We start from the raw sequence: 18,335 nt of genomic DNA, 5'->3' as shown, positions 1-18,335 counted from the left end.
GCCGTGCAGAAACCTCTTGGAAGCAGAATGTGAGTGTATTTGCAGCCGTCCGGGGTGGCACCTGCAAATACAATCTCTCCTGATACAAAAAACAGGGGAGTGGGCAGGGCCGATGAACCCAAAAAAGGACAAGCCCGCATGACACCCAAACTAGCCAACGCATTTAGCACTTACGTCGAAACCACGACAAACTTCCTCGAATCTATACTGTCTGGCTCTGTCGATGAGCCGCTCTGGGAAGAGCCTCTTCGCGCCTGGCTGGGCGAGTGCGCCCGCTCACCTCAGACGGCGTTGCGCCCTGATATGGCCGAGGCGGCCCTACGCAACATCATCGCGCTTCACCTTAGCCGTTACGCGTTTTCCATGGCATCGCACGGCGTGACGTTCACTGATCTTGGCGGCGCAATCAGCGCAATGCAGGCGCTTGACGGGTTTTTAACGCTAGCAGCGCGTCACGATCCCGCCCTTGGCGCGCATCTAGCAAAACTGGAGCGTGCGCATACGGATGACACTCTGCGTCAGATCGTGTCGCTGATTGCCAAACCCCGCTATTGATCGGTGGGGCCGGCCCTGCCGCGGGCCGGTTCGATAGCGCAGAAGCGTTTGCCGGAGACCCGGGTGCTGATAGCACCCGGTCGTGCCATCATGGCTCTTGGCAAAAGCAGATCCAAAGCCTTCTGCTCGGCCGTGAACAATACGCTCGAAGGTTTCTGTTCACCTTTGATCTAGGGCTTTTGAGGCTAGGCGATCGTGCTGCCTGTTAATGACCGGTTCCGAAAATGCGCGGCAGTGAAGCACTGCAGATCTGCCTGTTTTTGACTGGGGTTCATGGCGACGCCTCCGGAGGCTGAAATACAAGGTAAAGGTTGTATGGCGTTGTTTTTGAATTGAGCCAAATTGACGAGGTCGAGCGCAGTCGAACGGCCGACTGGAAAACCCATCTCGTCACAAGGCACCTATGCGCTTCCAGAGGTGCCGGTGGGCGCTCGCCTAAGGTCATGCAGCGCCGAGGTTTGATAGAAATATCGCATAATTACTTGAGTTAAGCAACTGTTATGAAACGAAATAAAATAAGAGATAAAAAACTTCATCAAACCGGTTATGAAAAATTTCCAACGACCAGACATCTTTCATACCTTAACATGAAAGATAAAAAATGTCGAAGACCACTCACACTGCTGCCCGCGCTGCGGATATGTATTACACGCAACCCCAGACTGTATCACGCTGCCTGGCGCATCTGCGCGAGAGCCTGCCGCTGGACGGCGTTGACCTGTTCCTCGAGCCCTCCGCCGGGGCAGGTGCGTTTTTTCAACAAATGCCGTCGCCGAAGCTTGGCATGGACACACAGCCGATGGCCTCGGGGATCGAAACCGCTGACTATCTCACCTGGTGGCCGGAAACCGAAACAGGGACGATTGCTGTTGTTGGTAATCCACCTTTTGGCCGTAACGGCGCTGCGGCGGTTAGATTTTTCAATCACTCTGCGGGGTTTGCTGATGTCATCGCAATGATCATGCCAGCATCGTTCTCCAAGGATTCAATGCAAAACCGCTTGAGCATGGACTTTGTGCTGGTGAGCGAGATGCGCCTCCAAAAGGAAGCGTTTCTTGTGGACGGGAAGCCCCACCGCGTGAACGCGGTGTTCCAAGTTTGGCGCCGCAGCGCGACCCCGCGGGTTGCTGTAAAATCTGCGACGAAACATAGCGACTTTGCCTTTGTCGCGACCAAAGAGGAGGCCGACTTTGCCATGCGGCGCGTTGGCGGCGTAGCGGGTGCCATCATCGAAATCACGCCCGAAGCATGTAACAAAAAAGGCCTTTCATCGGAGTCGAACTACTTCATCAAAGCGGTGAATTGCACGCCAGCGGCGCTCAAAGCGCGGCTCAAGTCCTTGGACTTCGCGGAGGTCAGAAACCAGTGTGCTGCAGTTCCAACGATTTCCAAGCCGGATATCGTCAAGCTCTATACTGCACACATTGCTGCCGCGCATGAGGCTGACGTTCCTGCTACGGTTCAGAGCCAGGATATGTTGACCGGTTTTGTGCTTACACATCACGAAGCGCCGAAGAGCGCGCATGCGGACATGCTGCAAGACATCAAAACCCAAGTAACGGCCTCTCAGGCCTCCGGCACCCAAACAGGCAGCGATACCGCACCGGACCACGATCCTGAATTTGAGCCGGAAGCCGTGCAAAGCGACTGGATTGTCGATCTCGACACGCCGGATGCTGCTTTGGAGAAAGCAGGGGTTAAGCTTCCCGCCGAGCAGGCCGTTGGGAGGCCGCCAGCGAACGATGCAGCTCCGTACAATACGCCATTGCGATCTACTGTGCGCGGCTATGGCAAACGCGTTTTGAGATTGCTCAACATTGCACCCTAAATTCTCCCAAGGTGCAGCGCTGCAGGCGTATGTCACCGTATAAGGTCAATCTGACAGTTCCTGAGGCGCCTATGGAGCTGTCAGGTTTCGATCGAAACGTGATTGGTGGCCGCGTAATCTGCGGCGCTACGACAAGATCACAGCGGTCCGGGAACGCGGTTCCTGGACCTGACGCTCGGGCAGAAACACCAATGTGACTGCGTGCGTCTCATTATCTGCGCGACGACCGGCACCGTGGTGTTTCTCCTACTTTGATCTGGTAGAGCAGGCCATGCCGTCACAAACAACCTTGCCTGTCGTTTGTTATATCAAGTGCCAAAATTAGCGGCGCTGTCGTTTTGAGCGCGCAATAACAGAAATATAGCTGACAATTTCGGAATAATGGGAGGTCCTTTCTCGTCAATATCGCCATTACAACGTGAAAACAATTCACTATGGATAATGGCGCTAAGCAGACGTGCCTTTCACCAATAATAGGAAACTGTTACATGATTCAGCCGATAAAAATATAATTTTCCCCAGTCGAATTTACCTCACGGCTCAAGTGACTTGGCTGCGTAAAATTTTCAACCACGTCACTTCAAAATGGAGGATTGCTCATTGACTACATCACTTATGGAGAGAACCATCCGTTGGTTACTTCAAAGCTGCAATCAGCAATGAGCCGTAATCTTTGAAATATCATGCCACGGCAGTTCACTGGCGTCGGTGAAGCCATCTTCATCCGGTACGCACTCGCACTCGGAAAAATCCCACTCGATCATCCATTCATCTCCCTCAGGATCGACGGCGCGAGCATTCCATGTTTCCATCGTATCCTCCCAAGCGTCTTCGATAGTCGTCAGAATAATCAAATCTGTTGTGTCGAGTTCGAATTGCACCCTGCAATCACCGGCGGCGGTTTTTACATCCGATATTGATTTCACAGTCTCGTAATAATTTGTCATGTTGCTTGTCTCCTAGAGGGTTATTTGCGACATAAAATTTTGTCTGTATCGCTAAAAATTATTTGGTTATGATTTGCAAAAAGCAAAATTAACTATAGCATAATTTTTATATACCAAATTACCCTTATTGTTCAGTCTGCCGATGATCTGATATATACAATTCTGTTTGTTTTTTCCGCCTATGGGTGATTGATATGATGTGGTTTCCAGTAAGGTTAATTCGTAAATAAACCACCGCCAAATTTGGAATGATGGAAAGTTTTCCCTTTTTCCCTCTCGTCACGACGACAAGAGGATAACCCATCATGGACAAATACCCTGACCAAGCGTGCGATGTGCCGCTTATACCGTCACTCCTGCTGGATCGCGCCGCGCTGATCAAGCGCTGGCAACACGGCAGCGATGCGTTTTTTTGGCGTCAGGAGCGGGCAGGGCGGTTGCTGCCGGTCCGGCATGACGGGCTGCTGCGCTACCGCTTTGAGGACGTCTTACGTTTTGAAGGCGGACTGCCATCCGAAGAAATGGTTGCAGCCTACACCGCCGATCTGATGCTCCCCGATGAAGCAGCCGCCCTCTGCCGATGCAAACCCGCGTATATCGCCAAATGCGCCAAGGCCGGCGACATACCCCATCGTATGATCGGACGCGCACGGCGTTTTGTGGCCGCAGAAGTTGCGCGCTGGCAGAGCGACAGATGGGCGGTTTGCGCAGGCCGGATGAACGCAAAACCTCGCAAAACAACGCCATTTACCTCCGATGAATGAAACGGGGGGCGAGGTTTATGGTCCAAACTTCGCGCCCCGTTCCGTTCACGTGCACGTGGATGAACGCTCCGGCGACCGAATGAACACTCAAACCAAGGAATGACCGATGACATTGCAAACACCTATAACACTTACCTCTTTGCGCGATGTGCAGCTCCTGCTGCCGGTGCTCTACTCCGAAGCCTCCGCGAAGGTATATTCCGCTGCGCTAAACAAGGCGGCACAGCTTACAGGCAAGCCCTTGTCGCATATCGCGGCTGATGATCATGCCTGGACTGACGTAGCCCGGCAAATCGTCTGGGCTGGCGCATTCGGTGGCACAACGCCCGGTGCCCAGGAAGCGGCATTCAAGATTTGGGTCAAAAAGGTGAGTGCCGCGATCCGGCGGGCCCGGTCTCATGTTGCGGCACCTGTCACCCGCGCGTCCGAGGACGCAGCTTGGGGCCGGCTGCAGTCATATGCTGCTGAAGTCGAGGCCACGCGCGATGCCGACGGACAAGTGCTGCTGCCGAATATGTTCTCTCTCTCCATCGCAAATCTGCGTGCGCAGTGCCGGGCGACGCATCCCGCAGCCCTCGACACAGAAGCTGCAACCCATGCTTTGCAGACCTGCCGCGCTGACAAAGCACCCACACTGCGCCGTTCAATTGCGGCCTTTAATAAGCTGATCCGCTCTCAAAACCGTCACCCGGCTATCGCCGACTTACTGCCAAACGTGCCGATCGGCGATCTACCGTGTCTGCGGGACACCCCACTGGACTGGTCACAGTTTAGCTCTGAGTTCTTGGCGTCGCGGGACCGCGCGATCAAAATCGCAATCCGCAATGACAGCCGGCAAAAAGATCCATTTGGAAACAAACTCGGTGCCGACCCTTTGGCCGGACGTGTACGCGACAGGACACATCGCAGGCGTCCGGTGCGCAATGCGGAGGCCGCGCGTAAACGACATATCAATGCACTGAGCTGGCTCGTGCGACATGCCTATCCGGATCGCGCTGATGCATACGAGATTGCGACGGTTGAAGCGCTCGTCACGCCTGAAACAGTCACGCGTGCAACCGAATGCTATGTGGCCCGCGCACAGGCGTCACCGGTGATGCTGGACGCGGATAAAACATCGAGCGGGACCTCCATCCTCTCTGCACTCGAAACCCTAGCGCGGCGTAACGATTGGAATGAGGACGTGATCTGGGCGATCGAAGACGCCCGCTTCGACCGCGTCAACAGCTATCAGGCGCGCGAGATGTCTGTCGAGCGCGAGGCCTTCGTGAAAATGATCGAGCGTAACCCGGCGATTGCCCGTGCCATCGTGTCAGGGCCACGGCTGCTGCAAGCTGAAGCCGAAGCTGCCTTTGCAATTTGGGATGATTCGGGCGTGCGCGCCCGTGGTGAAGCATTGCATCTGTCGATGGGGGCGGCGCTTCTAGCGCTACAATTGGCGCGCTCGGTGCGTAGCCGCAATCTCAATGGAATGATCATTGATGGCACGGATGCAGAGCTGATCCGGCCCCTGCGGGAAAGCCGTCCATGGCTCGATATCCACCGATCGCGGATCAAAAACCGTCAGCCCATTGAGGGGGAGATTCCAGACCGGCAGTGGCGGGTGATCGTATCTTGGCTTGATGAAGGCCTGCCACGGTGGTGCGCAGCCAAAGGCATCGACTTTGAAGCCAATCAGCTGCTGGTGCCGGGGCCGAATGGTGTGCTCGGGCGTCAGAGTTTTAACAAAATCTGGAACCGCTGCGTTGAGCGGCTAGGGGTGCCGGGCTTGCAGCCACATATGATGCGGCATGTCGCTGCCACGCTCTGGCTTGCGGCTAATCCCGGCGACTATGCCACAGTTGCGGCCTTCTTGGGGGATAAGATCGATACAGTCGAAAAGTTTTATGCCCGCGGAGAGGGCGCTGCGGCAGCCAAGCTTTTTGCTGGCGTGATCGAAAGTCTCGATCCAACGTTGAACGCGTTTCTCAAGAGGAGCCATGCATGATTACCTCCACTGATCAAAAGGTTGCTGCCCTCGCCGCGCGCGCGCCGCACATCCCATCTGACGTTATGGCGCGCATGCAGGCCCATTTGCGCGGTGGGACATTCCCGGAGCGGGGCATTCCTGCGGCCATGAACGACTTTTATTACCGCTTGGCGCAGGCCAACGTGCCTCCTGATCTTGTCACGGAAGAGATCTATGCGGCCGTGGCCACATCGCGCTCACGGTTGCGGGCACTGACCAAGGGTCTGCGGATGTTTGCTCCTGACGTGCCGCTTAGTCCAGCAGCGCCGGTAACCCGGCATTGGAACCGATGGCTCAATGCGCGCTACAATGCAAAGCCTCCAAAACAGGGCGTGTGCCGAAGGATCGGCACAGCGCCGCAAGACTGGCCAGAGGCTTGGTCTGCGGCGATCCCTGCGCTGGACCGGACCGTGCGTCCTTATGGCGCGCGGCTGCCGCGCTTGGCGCCAAAGACGCGAAGCTCTGTAATCTCTGCTGTGGGCCTGCTTGCAAAAAGCCGGGACTGGGCTGCGGCGCGGGGTGTTGTGCTCTCGCCTGATCCATCGGCCGATTTGTTCGAAGCTTTTCTGCGGTTCCTGATCGCGGAGCGTGATGTCTCTTTCCGCACGGCGGCTGATTATTGCGCGCGGCTGAGGATGTTTTTTCTGCGCGCAGGCCTGCTCGGCCGCGAAAGTTACGCGGCACTGGCTGGTCTGATCGGTGCGCTGGCTGAAGAAGCGACAGATGCCGATCCCGGGAAGTGGGCGAAACTGCGGGAGTTCCGCAAGCGCTTCACCTTGGCGGATATTTTGCACAAGGCGACAGAGGCCGCAGAGCAGGCGGCGGCGCTTGCGGGTCATAGCACCGCCGCTCTGCGCTTACGGCAAAAGGCCGTTGCCTACGCGCTATTGGTCAACACCGCAGACCGGCAGGGAGATCTGCGTCACCTCATGATCGGCTCCGACCTCACGAAGGACAGCGACGGCAACTGGCACCACGGCATTCGGCAGTCGAAGACAGGGCGGGTCAAGGACATCGGCGCGGTCTGGCCAGGCACCTCGGCGCTGATTGATGCGCATGTGCTGGGCGATAGGCCAGCCTGGATGATTGAGCGACGTGTTGCAGAGCTGCAAGGCATGAATTTGCTGACCTTGACGAACCATTTACTCAATGCAGGCTTTATCAATCGGCGGCTAAAAGAGGATTTTGGCATTCACGGGCATCTGGTCCGGACGCTATTGACCGACCTCATACGCCGCGAGCAGCCAAATGCCAGCTGGGCTGCACAGCATATGCTGGGCCATTCAGGTCGCTATATGCAGGAAACATACCGGAGTGACTTTGCCGAGAGCGGTGCGGTTCGCGCGATGGACCAGCGCATCGGCGAAGTGCACGCGGGGAGGTGAGGGTGCTTGAGGAATTACTTTTCTGTGAACGAAATTCCCTTCTTTTTCTCCGTTTCTCCTTGGTTCTAAACTTGCTGAGCAAAGCGACTGCAAATCTAGGGCGACATTATATTGGCGCGATGATGCCACAGCGTTTTGATTGTTGCATTAAAGCAAGCAAGGGAAGCCAGCCCGTTTTAAGCTGGCTTCCGGATGCGTTTAGAATGGGCTGTCGGGAAAGTAGAATTGTTCGGCGTTGTCCGGGGTGACAAGCACGGACCCGATAGTAAAGATGCCGGACACAGGCGCGGTAGAGGTCATACCGACGGCCGTGAGTTCGATTGCCGTCGCGACCATTGAGGGTGGATAGGTGACGTCCGCGGGGATCATCGCATCACCGTCCATCACGCGCTTGACCATCTCCTTCATGCCCGCGCCGCCCAGCACAAATTTGACGTCTTGCCGGTCCGCCGCTTCGATTGCGGCAAGCACGCCGACCGCCATATCATCGTCAGAGGCCCAGACCGCGTCGATCTGGTCATGCTTTGACAGGAAATCCTGCATGACGTTGAAGCTGTCGTCGCGGTTCCAGTTGCCGTGCTCCATGCCGACAATCTCGATCCCTGATCCTTCAATGGCGGCCTCAAACCCTGCAACGCGCTCGTTGTCGATGGTCGTCGGGATGCCGCGCAGCACGACGATCTTGCCGCCATCGGGCATTTGGGACCGCATGAATTCGCCCGATACTATGCCAAAGCCCGGGTTGTCGCCGGCGACATACAGATCCTCAATCCCCGGGATCGCCAGCCCGCGATCGACGACCGTGACCCAGACACCGCTGTTGGCAACGGATTGGACGGGCGGTGTAATCGGATCAGATTCAAAGGGCAGCACCACCAACGCGCTGATGTTGCGGGTTGCGACCATGTCCTCGATGTCGTTGACCTGCTTGCCCGCGTCGGACGCCGTGGCCAGCACAAAATCAAGGTCGGGATAGACTTCTTCCAAACGCTTGATGGCCTCTTGCGCGTGAAAGTTCATGCCGCCCGCCCAGCCGTGGGTCGCCGCCGGGATCGACACGCCGATCACTTTGGTATCTTGCGCCATGGCCGCGGTACCGATGGCAATTGCGGCGGTCCCGGCAAGTATTGTTTTTAAATAAGACATTGTTTCTCCTCCCAGAGTAGCGAAGCTGTCAGCCCTTCGCCTTGGCTTCTCGCTGTAAAATGACAGCCAGTACGATGATGACGCCTTGAATCGCACCATTCAGATAGGGCGAGACGAGGTCGGTCAGATTCAAAATGTTGTCGATCAAGCTGAGGATCAGCACACCGATCACCGTGCCCCAGACCCGGCCAAAGCCGCCCTTTAGGACTGTGCCACCGATTATCACCGCGGCGATGGCTTCAAGTTCCCACAGAACGCCAGTGGATGCAGAGGCAGAGCCAAGGCGGGGGACATACATGATCGTGGCGACGCCCACGAGCAGGCCAAGCATGATATAGGTTAGCATCCGCGTGCGACCCACGTTGACGGATGAATAATGGGCGACATGCTCGTTCGATCCGGTCGCCGCGCAGTGACGGCCAAAGCGAGCGCGGCTCATCAGGATTTCGCCCACGATAACGACGACGGCAAAGACGATGATCGGCCAAGACACGCCAAGAATGCCGTCAAAATAGACGGGGCGGTAAAAGGTGCGCAGATCGAAATTAAGCGACAGGGTGCCGCCATTGGAGAGCCATGTCACAAGGCTGCGGTAGATGCCCATCGTGCCCAGCGTCACGATGAAGGCTTCGATCCCCAAAGTGGTGATCAGAAAACCGTTTAACATGCCCGCTGCAAACCCGGCGATCAGAGCCACCAGCATCCCCAGTAGAATGATCGGGATGCCAACGCCCATTGTGGGCAGGGCGGCGTTCATTACAAGGATCATCATGCCCGCGATAAAAGCCGCCATAGAGCCTACCGACAGGTCCAGCCCGCCCGCTGTGATAACGAAGGTCATGCCAACCGCGATGATCCCGATAAAGGCAGAGCGTGACAGCACGTTGTTGATATTGCCCGCACTTAGGAAATTGCCGTTCAACGCAGCGCCAATGATGATCAAGATCACCAGCGCCAAGATCGGACCAAGCACGCTCATTGACGGTATCCGGCTGCGTTTGCGCGGGGGATTTGCCGTTTTGGTTGCCATCAGGCGGCCCTTTCGTCTGGGTCAGCGCCCACGCCCATGGCGCAGCGCACAATTGCGTCTTCGGTGATGGCGTCGCCGTTCAGCGTGCCAGCAAGCTTGCCCTGCCGCATAACCAGAACGCGGTCGGACAAGCCGATGATTTCTTGCATCTCTGACGACACGACGATGATTGCTTTTCCAGAGGCGGCGAGCGCGCGAAGAAAGGTGTAAATTTGCTGTTTCGTGCCAATGTCGATGCCGCGTGTTGGCTCGTCGACGATCAAGATGCGGGGTTCGGATTGCATGATCTTGGCCAGCAACAGCTTTTGCTGGTTCCCGCCCGACAGATTGCCGACCAGAACATCAGCGCTGCCTGCGCGGATATCGAAATCCTTGACCGCCTGCGCAAGTGCCACATCCTCTGCACACCGATCAATTAAGATGCGGCCAAAGCGGGCCAGTGCCTGAAGCGTCAGATTGACCCGCATCCCCTTGTCCAGCAGCAGGCCGCGCAATTTGCGATCCTCTGTCATATAGCACAGTCCATTGTCTATCGCGTCGGCCGTGTTGCGTATGGCCAAGGGCTGCCCGTCGATCTGCAGCGCAGATATTGTCGCCGGGCGCAGGCCGCACAGGCCTTCCATCGCTTCCGTCCGGCCAGAGCCAATCAGGCCTGCGACGCCAAGGATCTCTCCTTGATGCAGGGTAAAGCTGATGTCTTGTGCGTAGCCCGGCGCCGTCAGCCCCTGTACCTGCATCGCAATACTGGCATCGTGCGTCACGCCCGGCTTTGGTGGATAAAGGGCGGATACGTCACGCCCTACCATCGCCGTCGCCATGTCATCCTCTGTCATGGCCGCGACCATGGCGCTGCGCACAACGGCCCCGTCGCGCATGATCGTCACGCGGTCAGCGATCGCGGCAACTTCGCCCAGTTTGTGAGAGGTGATAAGGATGGCTGTGCCCGCCGCGCGCAAGGCGCGGACCTGTTCGAACAGCACCTCTACCTCTGGTCCGGTCAGCACGGCTGTCGGTTCGTCCATGATAAGAACGCGCGCATCGCGGCTAAGCGCCTTAGCGATTTCGACCATTTGCTTGTCTGAATTTGACAGGCGGGACACGGGGGTGTCCGGGTCGATGCGGCATTTAAGGCGGCCAAGGAACTGTCGCGTCAGGTCCCGCATCCGCCGCTTGTCCAACAGCAGGCCGCGCCGTAGCTCTCGCCCGAGAAAGATATTCTGCTCAACGGTGAGCTGTTCAGCAAGGTTGAATTCCTGGTGGATCAACACGATCCCCGCAGCTTCGCCGTCGTGCAAAGAGTCAAAGCGGACTTCTTTGCCGTCCAGCATGATGCGGCCCGCGGTGGCGGGCTGATAGCCAGCAAGGATCTTCATAGTGGTTGATTTGCCTGCCCCGTTCTCTCCGATCAGGGCGAGCACTTCGCCGCCACGCAATGACACATCAATGCCTGACAGGACTTCGACGGGGCCAAAGCTTTTATGGACGCCCCTTAGGGCGAGGGTGGCGTCTGCAGTCATGTGGCAGGGCCTTTCGAAGGGGCGCGGGTGTCCGGCAAGTTTTCGCGGATGTAAATTGCGGGCACAATCGGGGGTGCGTCGGGCAGGGGGTGCCGGTCAGCAAGGCTGCGTAGCAATGCAAGCGCGCGCGTGATCTCTTCCTCTGGCCGTTGATCAATGACGATATCAATCAGGCCCGCCTCGAGCGCCGCGCGGTTTTGGGCGACAAGTTCGTGCAGAACGATGACCGGGCGCGGGCGATCTGCAGGCAGCGCAGCGATGGCCCTGATCAAGCCGGCGTTGCCCGCCCCGGCGCTGTAAATTGCTGTAATCTGCGGGTCGGCGGCAAGGACGGCGCGCAGGCGAGCTTCGACCACATCGTGGCGGTCGCGCCCTTCGACCAGCGGCGCTGTCGTCAACATGGTCGGGGCAAGTGTCTCGCGCAGGCCGGCTAAACGTTCAGCATGGTCACGGGCCGTGATTGCGCCGATGATCGGCAGCACTCTGCCAGCCCGGCCACCGTGCGCCAGCACGATGAGCCCGCCTGCGGTCCGCCCAGCCGTGGCGTTGTCGATCCCGATATAGGCGTCGCGCTGTGATGCGGGCATGTCAGAGATCATCGCAAGCACCGCAACCCCTTTCGCCCGCAGGGCAGCGATGGCGTCATCAACACCTGCGCCACTGATGCCAACAAGGGCGACGCCGTCTACGTCGATTTGTGCCAGATTGGTCAGGCAGTGGACCAGCGCCGCCGGATCAAAAGCCGCAACGCGTTCGATTACGATTTGGACGCGGTCGGTTCCGGCGGGTGGATGTGCGTTGCGTAGAATGGTGCAGACGCTGTCGAAAAAGGTGTTCGTGCCTTCGGGAATGACAAAACAAAACCAGTAAATTCGGCGTTGTGCCAGATTGGCAGCCGCAACATTGCGCACATAGCCAAGGTCGGCGACCGCCTTCAGCACAGAAGCGCGTGACTTCTCGGCCACGGCTCCGCGCCCGTTTATGACGCGATCAACGGTCGCATAGCTGACGCCAGCCTGCGACGCCACATCAACCAGAGTCGGTGCCCGCTTCACGATAAAATTCCTCCCAGTTGTAAAGGATCATCGCATTATCACTACGTCAAATGATTTTTGATAGACGTCTTTCATTTTCAGACCTATCAGCCTCTTAGTTAAACGCGTCCAGCCGCCATAATGGGTGATAGCTGGCCATGCGCTGAGGGGGACTGTTGCATCAACTCGCTGAGTACAGGTTAGCGCTGCGCGAACGTTGTGGATCAGGCGGCAGCGAAGAGTTGGCTGATAAACAGGATTTCACCTTGAACGCCCGGCTGCTTGTGATGGACGTGACCGCGTTTGATGGTTCGAATTGTCTCTATCCCGCTCAGGGTTGCTTTGGTGGATCACAGCGACCGAAAGCTCTAATGGTATCCAAGTAGCCGCTTCATGGCAGCGTGATCGCTCTTGATGCGGTTGTTGCGCCACTTTTTGTCGATGTGTCGGATGCCATCGAAATACGGATCGTAGCGCTGATTGATCTCGCGAATAACGCGTCGATCGCTTTGTGCTTTGTCTGTGACGATGGTGACCAGCCGATGCAGCCTTACGCGTTCGATGGCTTTGTTCAGAAAGGCCTTTGCTGCCTTTGCATCCCGCCGGGTAGTCAGGCGAAAGTCGATCATCTGGCCGTTGGCATCAACGGCCCGCCACAAATAACACCACTTGCCGCCAACGCGGATGTAGGTCTCGTCCACATGCCAATCGACACTCGCCCGGCGCAGATGCCTCTCCGTTCGTTTGGTGATCTCCGGGCCAAACTTGATCACCCACCGATACACGGTCGACCGATCAACAGAGTTCCCGCGTTCTGCGAGCAGGTCCACCACGTCCTGATAGGACAGCGGGTAACGCAGATACTAAGTAAGCGTCCGGCGTGGCTGCTCTGACGCGCGTAGAGAGTGTTCGATAGTGTCCGCTATGGATAGCGGACACTCTGGGGCGATTGATGGCACGGCGGACCAAGCGACTTTGGACGGACGAAGAGAAGCGGTCGATCTGCTTGCAGACGACGGCACCAGACGTTTCGGTGGCACAGGTCGCACGGCGTTACGCCCTGAATGCGAACGTCGTCTTCAAATGGCTACGTGATCCCCGTTTTGCGCCGGATATCGCGCCAGCTTTGGACGGCAGCGCAGCAGAGGGTGCTTTTTTCCTGCCGGTAGAGATCGTCGATCGCACCCGCGACGTTGCTGATGCTGTGGCCATTGATCCTGTACCTGCCGTCGGCATCATCGAGATCGACATCGCGGGTGGCCACCGGCTGCGGATCAGCGGTGTTTACGATCCTGAAGCACTGGCGCGACTGATCCGCGGTTTGTCAGCATGATCCCGGTGCCGGTAAATACGCGCGTGTGGCTGGCAGCAGGCGTGACCGATATGCGCCGCGGCTTCACGACCCTGGCAGCGCAGGCCGAGGCGACGCTGAAGCAGGACCCATTCGTGGGCCACATGTTTGTCTTTCGTGGTCGTCGGGGCGATCTGATCAAGATCATCTGGTGGGATGGCCAAGGAGCCTGCCTGTTCTCGAAGCGGCTTGAGAAGGGCCGGTTCGTCTGGCCCTCGGCGACGGAGGGAAAGATATCCCTGACGCCGGCCCAGCTGGCGATGCTCTTGGAAGGCATAGACTGGCGCCTGCCGCAACGCAGCTGGAAGCCGCTCAAGGCAGGATAAACAGGCCCGGAATGACACGTCCGGGATTCCCCGAAGGCGTCAAATCGGGTATCATCAAACCATGCTGGACGTGGTCAAATCTCTGCCGGAAGATCCTGATGAACTGAGGCAGTTCACGGCGCTTCTGCTCGCCGAGGTCAAGTCGCAGGCCATGCTGATCGAGAAGTTGCGTCACCAACTAGCGGGCCACCGCAACCATCGTTTTGGCTCTTCGTCCGAGAGCATTGAGCAGCTTCAGCTGGCGCTCGAGACCAGCGAGATTGCCATCGACAGGATGACTGCAAAATTGCGGCTTCCGGATGAGGAGCCAAGGGACAAACCGAAGCGCCGGCCGATCCCCGATCATATCCCGCGTCAGGAGGTCGAACTGACCACTGGCGACGACGCTTGTGCCCAATGCGGTGGCACGCTGCGCCGCCTGGGCGAAGATGTAACCGAGGAGCTGGAGTATGTGCCGGGTCGGTTCATCGTGAACCGCATCGTGCGGCCACGCTCTGCCTGTTCCGGTTGCGAGGCCTTCACGCAGGCCCCATTGCCATCCCGCCCGATCGAGCGCGGGCGCCCCGGTCCCGGCCTGCTGGCGCATGTGCTCATCTCAAAATACGGCGATCACCTGCCGCTGTATCGGCAGAGCCAGATCTTTGAGCGTGACGGACTGGATCTGGACCGCTCGACGCTGGCGGATTGGATGGGCAAATCCACCGCCCTGCTGGAACCGCTGGCAGATGCCATCGGTCGCCACGTGCTGGCCGGACAGGCCATCTTCGCAGATGATACTCCGGTGAACATGCTGGCACCCGGCACCAGGAAGACGGCGACTGCGCGGCTCTGGGCCTACGGGCGGGACGAACGGCCATGGGGCGGTGATGCCCCACCCGCCAGCTGGTATCAGATCTCACCCGACCGGAAGGGCCAGCATCCGAAGGACCACCTGACAGGGTATCAAGGCTGGATGCATGCGGATGGCTACGCCGGCTTCGAGGACCTCTACCGCTCTGGCAACATCCACGAAGTCGCCTGCATGGCTCACGTGCGACGCAAGTTCGTCGACGTCCACCGAGCGCAAGGCTCGGCCATCGCCGATGAGGCGATCCGGCGCATCGCACAGCTCTATGCGGTTGAGGATTACCCGAGGATCGCCGCCTGACAGGCGCGTCGAGATCAGACAAGCCTTCGCAAAACCGATCTTCCATGATCTCGAAGCCTGGCTGCATGCCCAGCTGCCCAGCATATCCGGCAAGTCGCCGCTGGCCGTAGCGATCCGTTACGCCTTGACCCGCATGAAGCGGCTCAAGCCCTATCTCAACCACGGCATTTTGGAGCTAGATAACAACACAGCGGAACGCGCGATGCGGCCGGTGGCAATCGGGCGGAAAAAATATCTGTTCGTGGGCTCTCAGGCTGGAGGCCGTGCCGCCGCCATCGCCTATACCCTGATCGAGACCGCAAAGCTGAATGCTGTCGATCCGCAAGCCTGGCTCGCCGACACGCTTGCCTGCATTCCAGACTATAAGATCACACGCGTCAATGAACTTTTGCCTTGGAGCCACGGCCGATGAATCGTGCCGTGGTAATCCTACTCTGCTTGATCGCCTCGACGCCAGCGGCAGCGGAAGTCTGTGACAAGGTAAGGCCTGCCTGGACCCCGCAGCACGGTCCTGTCGGACAACTCGACGACCTCGCCTTGTTCTTGTTCGAGCCCATCGGCCTGATTGCGATCGGACTAACGGTGGGAGCCTTCCTCTTAAGGTCAGCCTGGTTCTCTGCGGTCGCAATCGTGATCTTGATGCTCATGGTTGCGCTCAACGTTAGCACTTGGCGCGAGGCAGATGACATCACCCGTTTCGCCATCAGCGAGAGATGCATGACCGCGCCCTACCTTACCACAATCGTAATGATCGCAATGGCCGCGAGCATCGTCACGCTGACATGGATCAAAACCTTGGATAGGTCAAAGGCGCCCTGACCAGACGCTTACGGCCTATCTCGCTGACATCCTCGAACGCATCCATGATCACAAGATCAACCGGCTGGATGAACTACTGCCGTGGAATTGGACGCCGATGACTTTGCAAAACAGCCAGGCTGCATAACCGCGGTCTCAATCGAGCGGTTACGGCGATCCTAAGATGACGACCGCACTACTCGACCGCCTAACCCACCGTTGCCACATCTTGGAAACCGGAAACGACAGCTTCCGCTTCAAAGCCAGTGCAGCCGTAGCGGCGCAGAAAAAGAGGGAGGACAATCATGCATTGACCAAAGCCTGACACCCGAAGCATAACTTAAAGGTGGCTCACTTCTCGATGAAAAAACCCGGCTCACTTCCGCGTGGAAATCTATAGACGGGTCAATTTACTTGAACAGGCGCGGAAATTTCTGGCTGCACAAGACCAGATTAGCACGATTTTCCGTCCTCGTCGCTACCGTTTTATCGCCACTTCAGAGCCGATGCCTTCGATCTTAAGAGAGCCTAAACGCTCGAAATGACAGCGTAACGGGCGTGGGTCAGGCCGTATTTAGGCGGGTGCAAATAAGTTGGCAATGCCCCTCAACGTTCTGGCGCGCTCAATTCTTTGTGCCACCTTATCTAGCCATGAGCTCCAACTCGATCCAAAATGTCGTCCCGTTCCCTTCAATCGAGTGGACACCCATTCGGCCGCCTAGTAGATTGATCAACTGTTTAGAAATACTTAGCCCCAACCCGCTGCTCTTATTGCCTGCTGTCGAACCTGGGTTGGTTTGATGGAACGGCGTGAAGATATTTTTCTGCTCTTCTTCAGAGATACCGATACCATGGTCGGTGACCTCAACCCGTGCCACCCCCTTCAACTGTGTCGCCTTTATTTGCACCACATCGCCGGTCGCAGTGAACTTTGCTGCGTTTGAGAGCAGATTAACCAATACCTGTGAAACGCGAGCACCATCTGTATAGGCAACCATCTTATCGCTTGATGTAGTCACTTGGTAGGAAACCCCAAGCTTTTCAGCGTAGGCACAACAATTCTCGACCGCGGTGTTGACCACATCATTCAGATCCACAGCATTACGATTAATAGTGACCTTCCCCTCGGTAAGTGCTTGAGCATCGATAATATCGTTGACCAACATCAAAAGCCGATCCCCGTTCCGCCGAGCCACCTCAAGCAGTTTGAGCGTGGGGGCGTCTTGTGTCGTCTTTTCGACACGCACCTTCAGGAGCGCCAAGCCACCTAAAATCGATGTCATAGGTGTTCGCAGCTCATGACTGACGACACTCATAAAGTTCATCTTCATTTGGGATGCTGAAGTCGCCTCCTGAGCCAAAAGACGCATAGCATTGCTAGTCTTTTTAGACGATCTAAGTTCCAGTAGGACTAGGGCTATGATGATAACGAAAACGCTGACTAATATAGCGCCGAGGTATGCGATCAACGACGAAAGGTAGAGCAGGCCGGTTCTAAAGTTAGCCATCGCCTCGTTATTTGACTGAGCAAGAGCCATAAGAAATTCACGCAATCTCATGTCATAGCCATCGAGTGCCATAATTATTTGCTCAATCTCTTGCAAACGAACTGCTTGAGATGTTTCGAGCGAGGAAATGTTTTCGATCGACGGCTCAATTGTTGTAAACGCCAGCTCCAATTCTATTACGACTGCTTGATCAACGTCATATTCAGACATCAATCGTAACAGCTTACCCTCTTGGAGGACATTGATCCGGCTCCAAGCCACATCAAATCTTGGCATCAGTTCCGAAATGTCATCGTATCCTAACGCGACCCGGCCAAGGGTGTTCTCAAAGCGAAGCAGTTCATACTGAAGCTGCGACGCAATCCAAACAGGTTCGCTTTGCTCTGCGGTCTGGATATTTTGAACTTCAATGCCGAGTTTCGATACTAGCCGAACGCCGAACGCGACGGCCCCGCAAAGGGGCAGAAGAATAATCGCGCGAAGCAATAGGCTACGGTATGTCACTCGACAGCGATGCTCTTTAGTTGCCAAACCAAGCGACCGTTATACAGATCGTCTCGAAGCTCCGGGTTGTCATCCATGGGATAGATGACCCAAATCGGACCCTTATCGCGGACAGACATTTCCTCGCCATCGCGAAGCAATGCTAAGATGACGCCATACAGAAACGCATCTTCCGCAGGCACTGAAATTGTGAAGTCATTGATAGCCGACAACTGTATCTCAGCATCTCTATCGATGTCAGAGGCTTCAAGGAGAGACTGCAAGCTAGGGCCTTGGAAGGTCGTCAGCTCGTCAACATAATCATTTGTCGTCTCGACAGTTTCCTGCTCGAAAGCGAGCAAGTCTTCAAATTTGTAAGATTTTGTTTCCTCGCCATTTGTGACAGTCAAGATGTCTTGTGCGACACTTACCGTTGGTAGAGCAAGTGACAGACAAGCGACGGTAGTTCCGAGCATCCTCTTCGTATGCATAGCCGCAGTCCCTCCGA

At 56.8% G+C, this 18,335-nt stretch carries 16 protein-coding genes and 3 pseudogenes; 11 read left to right on the top strand and 8 right to left on the bottom strand.

Annotation, left to right across the window (positions count from 1 at the left end; translation table 11 throughout):
* Positions 1-138: 138 nt before the first annotated feature.
* Positions 139-555 carry a hypothetical protein gene (locus SJY10_RS16280; protein WP_386684875.1) on the top strand — a complete coding sequence of 139 codons (417 nt, stop codon included), beginning with the start codon at positions 139-141 and terminating at the stop codon, positions 553-555.
* A gap of 601 nt (positions 556-1,156) precedes the next feature.
* Positions 1,157-2,383 carry a hypothetical protein gene (locus SJY10_RS16275; RefSeq protein WP_386684873.1) on the top strand — a complete coding sequence of 409 codons (1,227 nt, stop codon included), beginning with the start codon at positions 1,157-1,159 and terminating at the stop codon, positions 2,381-2,383.
* Between the two features lie 653 nt (positions 2,384-3,036).
* Here the strand turns inward: SJY10_RS16275 and SJY10_RS16270 are convergent.
* Positions 3,037-3,330 (bottom strand): hypothetical protein, encoded by a 294-nt coding sequence (locus SJY10_RS16270; protein WP_386684871.1) that lies wholly within the window; start codon positions 3,328-3,330, stop codon positions 3,037-3,039.
* Positions 3,331-3,635: 305 nt separating this feature from the next.
* Between SJY10_RS16270 and SJY10_RS16265 the strand changes: the two genes are divergently transcribed.
* The 3 genes from SJY10_RS16265 to SJY10_RS16255 all read left to right on the top strand — a co-directional run bounded on the left by SJY10_RS16265 (position 3,636) and on the right by SJY10_RS16255 (position 7,487).
* The gene (locus SJY10_RS16265; protein WP_386684868.1) at positions 3,636-4,094 is read left to right on the top strand and encodes a helix-turn-helix domain-containing protein; all 459 of its coding nucleotides are present in this window, start codon (positions 3,636-3,638) and stop codon (positions 4,092-4,094) included.
* 106 nt (positions 4,095-4,200) lie between these two features.
* Positions 4,201-6,081 (top strand): hypothetical protein, encoded by a 1,881-nt coding sequence (locus SJY10_RS16260; protein WP_386684865.1) that lies wholly within the window; start codon positions 4,201-4,203, stop codon positions 6,079-6,081.
* Positions 6,078-7,487 (top strand): hypothetical protein, encoded by a 1,410-nt coding sequence (locus SJY10_RS16255; protein WP_386684862.1) that lies wholly within the window; start codon positions 6,078-6,080, stop codon positions 7,485-7,487. The genes SJY10_RS16260 and SJY10_RS16255 overlap by 4 nt, the downstream gene beginning before the upstream one ends.
* Positions 7,488-7,685: 198 nt before the next feature.
* Here SJY10_RS16255 and SJY10_RS16250 read toward each other — a convergent pair whose 3' ends face one another.
* The 5 genes from SJY10_RS16250 to SJY10_RS16230 all read right to left on the bottom strand — a co-directional run bounded on the left by SJY10_RS16250 (position 7,686) and on the right by SJY10_RS16230 (position 13,074).
* Positions 7,686-8,633, bottom strand: a complete 948-nt coding sequence (locus tag SJY10_RS16250; RefSeq protein WP_386684859.1) for an ABC transporter substrate-binding protein — start codon at positions 8,631-8,633, stop codon at positions 7,686-7,688.
* Positions 8,634-8,661: 28 nt separating this feature from the next.
* On the bottom strand, positions 8,662-9,663 hold the full coding sequence (locus SJY10_RS16245) for an ABC transporter permease (protein WP_386684856.1): 1,002 nt from the start codon (positions 9,661-9,663) through the stop codon (positions 8,662-8,664).
* On the bottom strand, positions 9,663-11,180 hold the full coding sequence (locus SJY10_RS16240; protein WP_386684854.1) for a sugar ABC transporter ATP-binding protein: 1,518 nt from the start codon (positions 11,178-11,180) through the stop codon (positions 9,663-9,665). Before SJY10_RS16240 ends, SJY10_RS16245 begins: the two co-directional genes overlap by 1 nt.
* Complete coding sequence (locus tag SJY10_RS16235) at positions 11,177-12,235, bottom strand: LacI family DNA-binding transcriptional regulator (protein ID WP_386684851.1); 1,059 nt, start codon at positions 12,233-12,235, stop codon at positions 11,177-11,179. Before SJY10_RS16235 ends, SJY10_RS16240 begins: the two co-directional genes overlap by 4 nt.
* Before the next feature lie 347 nt (positions 12,236-12,582).
* Complete coding sequence (locus SJY10_RS16230) at positions 12,583-13,074, bottom strand: IS6 family transposase (protein ID WP_386684938.1); 492 nt, start codon at positions 13,072-13,074, stop codon at positions 12,583-12,585.
* Positions 13,075-13,166: 92 nt separating this feature from the next.
* Here SJY10_RS16230 and SJY10_RS16225 point away from each other — a divergent pair, with 92 nt between their 5' ends.
* The 6 genes and pseudogenes from SJY10_RS16225 to SJY10_RS16200 all read left to right on the top strand — a co-directional run.
* On the top strand, positions 13,167-13,547 hold the full coding sequence (locus SJY10_RS16225; RefSeq protein WP_386684848.1) for a transposase: 381 nt from the start codon (positions 13,167-13,169) through the stop codon (positions 13,545-13,547).
* Positions 13,544-13,891: an IS66 family insertion sequence element accessory protein TnpB gene (gene tnpB / locus SJY10_RS16220; RefSeq protein WP_386684846.1), complete on the top strand. Its 348-nt coding sequence runs from the start codon at positions 13,544-13,546 to the stop codon at positions 13,889-13,891. Before SJY10_RS16225 ends, tnpB begins: the two co-directional genes overlap by 4 nt.
* A gap of 61 nt (positions 13,892-13,952) precedes the next feature.
* A pseudogene (locus SJY10_RS16215) lies at positions 13,953-15,450 on the top strand (IS66 family transposase).
* Positions 15,447-15,857 (top strand): hypothetical protein, encoded by a 411-nt coding sequence (locus SJY10_RS16210; RefSeq protein WP_386684843.1) that lies wholly within the window; start codon positions 15,447-15,449, stop codon positions 15,855-15,857. The pseudogene SJY10_RS16215 and the gene SJY10_RS16210 overlap by 4 nt, the downstream one beginning before the upstream one ends.
* A gap of 13 nt (positions 15,858-15,870) precedes the next feature.
* Positions 15,871-15,984 (top strand): annotated as a pseudogene (locus tag SJY10_RS16205) (transposase domain-containing protein); the annotation flags it as partial.
* Positions 15,985-16,005: 21 nt separating this feature from the next.
* Positions 16,006-16,161, top strand: a pseudogene (locus SJY10_RS16200) (ATP-binding protein); the annotation flags it as partial.
* A 316-nt stretch (positions 16,162-16,477) separates the two neighbouring features.
* Here SJY10_RS16200 and SJY10_RS16195 read toward each other — a convergent pair.
* On the bottom strand, positions 16,478-17,875 hold the full coding sequence (locus SJY10_RS16195; RefSeq protein ID WP_386684840.1) for a sensor histidine kinase: 1,398 nt from the start codon (positions 17,873-17,875) through the stop codon (positions 16,478-16,480).
* Positions 17,845-18,318 carry a hypothetical protein gene (locus SJY10_RS16190; protein WP_386684837.1) on the bottom strand — a complete coding sequence of 158 codons (474 nt, stop codon included), beginning with the start codon at positions 18,316-18,318 and terminating at the stop codon, positions 17,845-17,847. Before SJY10_RS16190 ends, SJY10_RS16195 begins: the two co-directional genes overlap by 31 nt.
* Positions 18,319-18,335: the final 17 nt, after the last annotated feature.

It is taken from the genome of Loktanella sp. R86503 (assembly GCF_042466455.1).
In the GTDB taxonomy this organism is placed as follows: Bacteria; Pseudomonadota; Alphaproteobacteria; order Rhodobacterales; family Rhodobacteraceae; genus Loktanella.
This window is presented reverse-complemented; position numbering and strand designations above follow the sequence as displayed.

Bases quoted from the DNA above. Each gene is read 5' to 3' on its own strand.
- SJY10_RS16280 (WP_386684875.1), top strand. From the start codon at position 139: ATGACACCCAAACTAGCCAACGCATTTAGCACTTACGTCGAAACCACG.
- SJY10_RS16275 (WP_386684873.1), top strand. From the start codon at position 1,157: ATGTCGAAGACCACTCACACTGCTGCCCGCGCTGCGGATATGTATTAC.
- SJY10_RS16270 (WP_386684871.1), bottom strand. From the start codon at position 3,330: ATGACAAATTATTACGAGACTGTGAAATCAATATCGGATGTAAAAACC.
- SJY10_RS16265 (WP_386684868.1), top strand. From the start codon at position 3,636: ATGGACAAATACCCTGACCAAGCGTGCGATGTGCCGCTTATACCGTCA.
- SJY10_RS16260 (WP_386684865.1), top strand. From the start codon at position 4,201: ATGACATTGCAAACACCTATAACACTTACCTCTTTGCGCGATGTGCAG.
- SJY10_RS16255 (WP_386684862.1), top strand. From the start codon at position 6,078: ATGATTACCTCCACTGATCAAAAGGTTGCTGCCCTCGCCGCGCGCGCG.
- SJY10_RS16250 (WP_386684859.1), bottom strand. From the start codon at position 8,633: ATGTCTTATTTAAAAACAATACTTGCCGGGACCGCCGCAATTGCCATC.
- SJY10_RS16245 (WP_386684856.1), bottom strand. From the start codon at position 9,663: ATGGCAACCAAAACGGCAAATCCCCCGCGCAAACGCAGCCGGATACCG.
- SJY10_RS16240 (WP_386684854.1), bottom strand. From the start codon at position 11,180: ATGACTGCAGACGCCACCCTCGCCCTAAGGGGCGTCCATAAAAGCTTT.
- SJY10_RS16225 (WP_386684848.1), top strand. From the start codon at position 13,167: ATGGCACGGCGGACCAAGCGACTTTGGACGGACGAAGAGAAGCGGTCG.
- tnpB (WP_386684846.1), top strand. From the start codon at position 13,544: ATGATCCCGGTGCCGGTAAATACGCGCGTGTGGCTGGCAGCAGGCGTG.
- SJY10_RS16210 (WP_386684843.1), top strand. From the start codon at position 15,447: ATGAATCGTGCCGTGGTAATCCTACTCTGCTTGATCGCCTCGACGCCA.
- SJY10_RS16190 (WP_386684837.1), bottom strand. From the start codon at position 18,318: ATGCATACGAAGAGGATGCTCGGAACTACCGTCGCTTGTCTGTCACTT.